The sequence below is a fragment of the Streptomyces sp. NPDC058401 genome, assembly GCF_042722885.1.
In the GTDB taxonomy this organism is placed as follows: domain Bacteria; phylum Actinomycetota; class Actinomycetes; order Streptomycetales; family Streptomycetaceae; genus Streptomyces.
This window is the reverse complement of record NZ_JBHXKA010000264.1, coordinates 1-3,537: the sequence shown is the minus strand read 5'-3', so window position 1 is coordinate 3,537 and position 3,537 is coordinate 1. Positions and strand designations below refer to the sequence as shown.

Annotated in this window: 3 protein-coding genes; 2 read left to right on the top strand and 1 reads right to left on the bottom strand. The window is 72.2% G+C overall.

The window, feature by feature from the left end; genetic code table 11:
- Positions 1–118: 118 nt before the first annotated feature.
- The gene (locus tag ACFWNV_RS39570; RefSeq protein WP_383957173.1) at positions 119–1,162 is read right to left on the bottom strand and encodes a LacI family DNA-binding transcriptional regulator; all 1,044 of its coding nucleotides are present in this window, start codon (positions 1,160–1,162) and stop codon (positions 119–121) included.
- A 287-nt stretch (positions 1,163–1,449) separates the two neighbouring features.
- Between ACFWNV_RS39570 and ACFWNV_RS39565 the strand changes: the two genes are divergently transcribed.
- Positions 1,450–2,694 (top strand): MFS transporter, encoded by a 1,245-nt coding sequence (locus ACFWNV_RS39565; RefSeq protein ID WP_383957171.1) that lies wholly within the window; start codon positions 1,450–1,452, stop codon positions 2,692–2,694.
- A gap of 56 nt (positions 2,695–2,750) precedes the next feature.
- Positions 2,751–3,446 carry an alpha/beta fold hydrolase gene (locus ACFWNV_RS39560; RefSeq protein WP_383957168.1) on the top strand — a complete coding sequence of 232 codons (696 nt, stop codon included), beginning with the start codon at positions 2,751–2,753 and terminating at the stop codon, positions 3,444–3,446.
- Positions 3,447–3,537 lie beyond the last annotated feature (91 nt).

The window sequence follows — 3,537 nt, the reverse complement described above, 5'->3', positions numbered from 1 at the left end:
ATTTCAGCCCCGCCGGCGTTTGAGGCGCGGGGTCCGGGGCGGAGCCCCGGAGGCCCGGGCGCAGCCCCTGGCCGTCACCCACGACCCGCCGCAGCTCGACCGGACCGGGGCGGCGGGCTCAGGTCGAGTCCCGCGGCACCGCCACCGCCGCCATCAGGTCGTGTCGCAGCGCCGCCGCCGCGGGCTCCCGTACCGCCTGGTCCACCAGCGCCGCCAACCGCTCCCCCGTCGGCATCTCGATCTGCACCGTGCTGAGCCTGGGCCGCAGCAGCCGGCCGATCAGCAGGTCGTCCGCGCCCATGACGGCCACGTCCTGCGGCACGCGCAGGCCCACGTCCTGGAAGGCCCGCATCAGCAGCATCGCGTACTCGTCGTTGTACGCGAACGCCGCGTCCAGCCCCAGCGACCCCCACCGCTCGGCCAGCTCCGCCGCCGACTCCTCCGAGTAGGCCATCCGCAGGGCCACGACCTCCGCCCCCGCCACGGACCGCGCGCCCGCCAGCCGGGGCGTGGAGAAGAGTCCCAGCCCCTCCTCCTCCGGGACGACCACGCCGATCCGCCGCCGGCCCCGCTCGACGAGGTGCTCGGCCGCCCGCGCGCCGACTTCCGCCTGGTCCATGACCAGCGCGTGCGCCCCGGACACGGCTTCCGGCCCCATCGTCAGGACCGCGCGCGCCCCGGCCCGCTTGAGCGTGGCCACGTTGTGCGGGGACAGGCTGATCTCGCCGAGGGAGAGCACCGCGACCGGGCGCAGTTCGGCCCAGGCGCGGGCGGCCTCGTCACCGGTGAGGCCGAGGCTGCCGTACTGGACCACCGTGTAGTCCAGGCCGCGCAGTGCCCACTGCAGCTCGTTGAGGAAGGTGCTGTAGAGCGGGCCGATCGGCACGTGCGAGGTGGGGAGCAGCACGATGCGGGTGTGCCCGGCGCGCAGGCTGCGGGCGGCCGCGTGGGGGACGTAACCGAGCTCCTCGGCGGCCTCCCGGACCTTGCGGCGGGTCGGCTCGCTGATGCGTACGGCTTCCGCGTTGTTCAGGACGTACGAGACCGTCGCGCGCGAGACCCCGGCGAGACGGGCGACGTCCGCGCTGGTCGGCACGAGCGGCTGCGACGACTGCGTGGGGGGCTTCAACGGCGGCGTGGGGGGCTTCGATGACTGAGACATTGCCGTGGCATCTTTCCAGACCGGTTGTGCCCAGGGGCTAGCGGATGGCCGGAAACCAATGCTACACAGTGGTTACACGATTCACTGACACGTGTAACCCAGACGTCATCCGGGCTTCATCCAGGGCGTCTCCACACGTGCCGGTGCCGTGCCCAGCCGTGCCGCCGCCCTGCCGCGTTCCGTCGCACCCCCGCCGTCGCGACAGGGCGGCGCGCACTCCTCCCCACACCCCTCAGTGCACCCCTCCCGTACCCCTCGCCCCTTCCCAAACTGCCCAGGAGGGCACCGTGGCCCTTTCCTCCCCCGGCACCGGCACCGCCGCCGCCACCACCGACGCACCCGCCACCCGGCGCGGTCTGCTCCCCTTGCTGCTCGTCGGCAACGGCGCCATGTACGCCCTCTACATCGGTGTCGCCGGTGTACTCCTCGCCCTCCAGGTCGAAGACATCGACGCGGCGAACAAGGTCTCCAACTTCGGCCTGATCGCAGGGGTCTCGGCGATCTTCGCGACGGTCTTCAACCCGGTCGCGGGCGCCCTGTCCGACCGCAGCGGACGGCGCAACCCCTGGATCCTGGGCGGTGGACTCGCCGCGATACCGGCGATGTTCCTGCTCGGCGTCGCGGACACGATCCTGCTCATCACCATCGCCTGGTGCCTCGGCCAGGCCGTGATGAACATCTACCAGGCCGCCATCACCTCCGTGGTCCCCGACCGGGTGCCCATGAGCGCCCGCGGCAAGGCCTCCGCCGCCGTCGGCCTCGGCCTGCCGCTCGGCTCGACCGTCGGCGCCCTGATCGGTGCGGCCTTCTCGGACGACTACCGCACCGGGTACCTGATCTTCGGCGCGCTCGTCGCCGGCGCCGCCGTCCTGTTCACCGTCTGCACCCGCGAGGAACGGCGCCCCGCGAAGCCCTCCATGCCGGTCAAGGCGCAGCTGGCCGCCTTCGCGAGCGCCCTCAAGGACCACGACTTCCGCTGGGCGTTCATCGGGCGGGCCCTGCTGGTCCTCGGATACTTCGCGGTCAGCGGCTACCAGCTGTACATCCTCCAGGACCACACCGTGCTGCCCGAGGGCATGAAGCCGGAAGCGGCGGTGGCCATCATGATGCCGCTGACCAGCGTGGCGATGGTCGTCTCCACCGTCCTCGGCGGCTGGCTCTCGGACAAGTACGACCGCCGCAAGCTCTTCGTCGGCGCCTCCGCCCTGCTGTCCGCCATCGCACTGCTGATCCCGGCCCTGTCGACCAGCTGGACGGCCATGCTGGCCTTCGCCGTGATCAACGGCCTCGCGTTCGGCTGCTACATGGCCGTGGACACCGCACTGGTGACCATGGTGCTCCCCAAGGCCGAGGACGCCGCCCGCGACATGGGCGTACTCAACATCGCCAACGCCGGGCCGCAGATCGTCGCCCCCTTCATCGCCTCGGTGATCGTGTCCGTGAGCGGCGGCTACACGGCCCTGTTCATCGCGGCCGCCGCCCTCGCGGTGGCCGGCGCCCTGGCGGTCAGGCCGATCCGCAGCGTCCGCTAGAACGCGCCCGCCCCGCCCCACCCCACCCACATCCCCCTCCCACGAAAGGCAGCACAATGCAGCTCCACACCCACACCTGGGGCGAAGGCGACCGCATCGCCCTCCTGATCCACGGGATCATGGCCGACCACCGCACCTGGCGCCGGGTCGGCCCCGCCCTCGCCGAGCGCGGCTACCGCGCCATCGCCGTGGACCTGCGCGGCCACGGCGCCAGCGGCCGGGGCGAGTACAGCCCGGAGGCCTTCGCCGACGACGTGGTCGAAACGCTCCCGGCCGGCGCCGAGCTCGCCATCGGCCACTCCCTGGGCGGCCTGACCCTCTCGAAGGCCGTCGGCAGGCTGAAGCCGAAGCGCGCCGTGTTCTCCGACCCGGCCTGGCACCTCGCGGAGCTCGGCGAGGGCTTCGGCCCCGAGATGTTCGCCCAGTTCAAGTCCGCGCCCAAGGAGCAGATCCGGGCCATGAACCCGCGCTGGGAGGAAGCCGACGTGGACGTGGAACTGGCCACCCTGGCCGTCTGGGACGAGGCCACCGCCCTGAGCCTGGCCCCGCTGACCGGCACGGACCTGCTGCCGGCCGCACCGGTGGTCCCGTCCCTCGTCCAGCTGGCGGACCCGAGCTTCCTGATCTCCCCGGAGCGCGCGGCGGTCCTCAAGGAGCGCGGCTTCGAAGTCCGTTCGGTCACCGGCGCCGGCCACACCATCCACCGCGACGACTTCGACGGCTTCATGGCCTCGCTGGAGGGCTGGATCTAGGTGTGTTGTCCGGGCAGGTTGGTGACGCGGCTGGCGGGTGTTTGGCCTTGGATGCCGGTGTGGGGTCGGTGGTAGTTGTACCAGTCGATCC

Excerpts from the sequence above, each read along its gene's own strand:
- ACFWNV_RS39570 (WP_383957173.1), bottom strand. The coding sequence starts at position 1,162 with ATGTCTCAGTCATCGAAGCCCCCCACGCCGCCGTTGAAGCCCCCCACG.
- ACFWNV_RS39560 (WP_383957168.1), top strand. The coding sequence starts at position 2,751 with ATGCAGCTCCACACCCACACCTGGGGCGAAGGCGACCGCATCGCCCTC.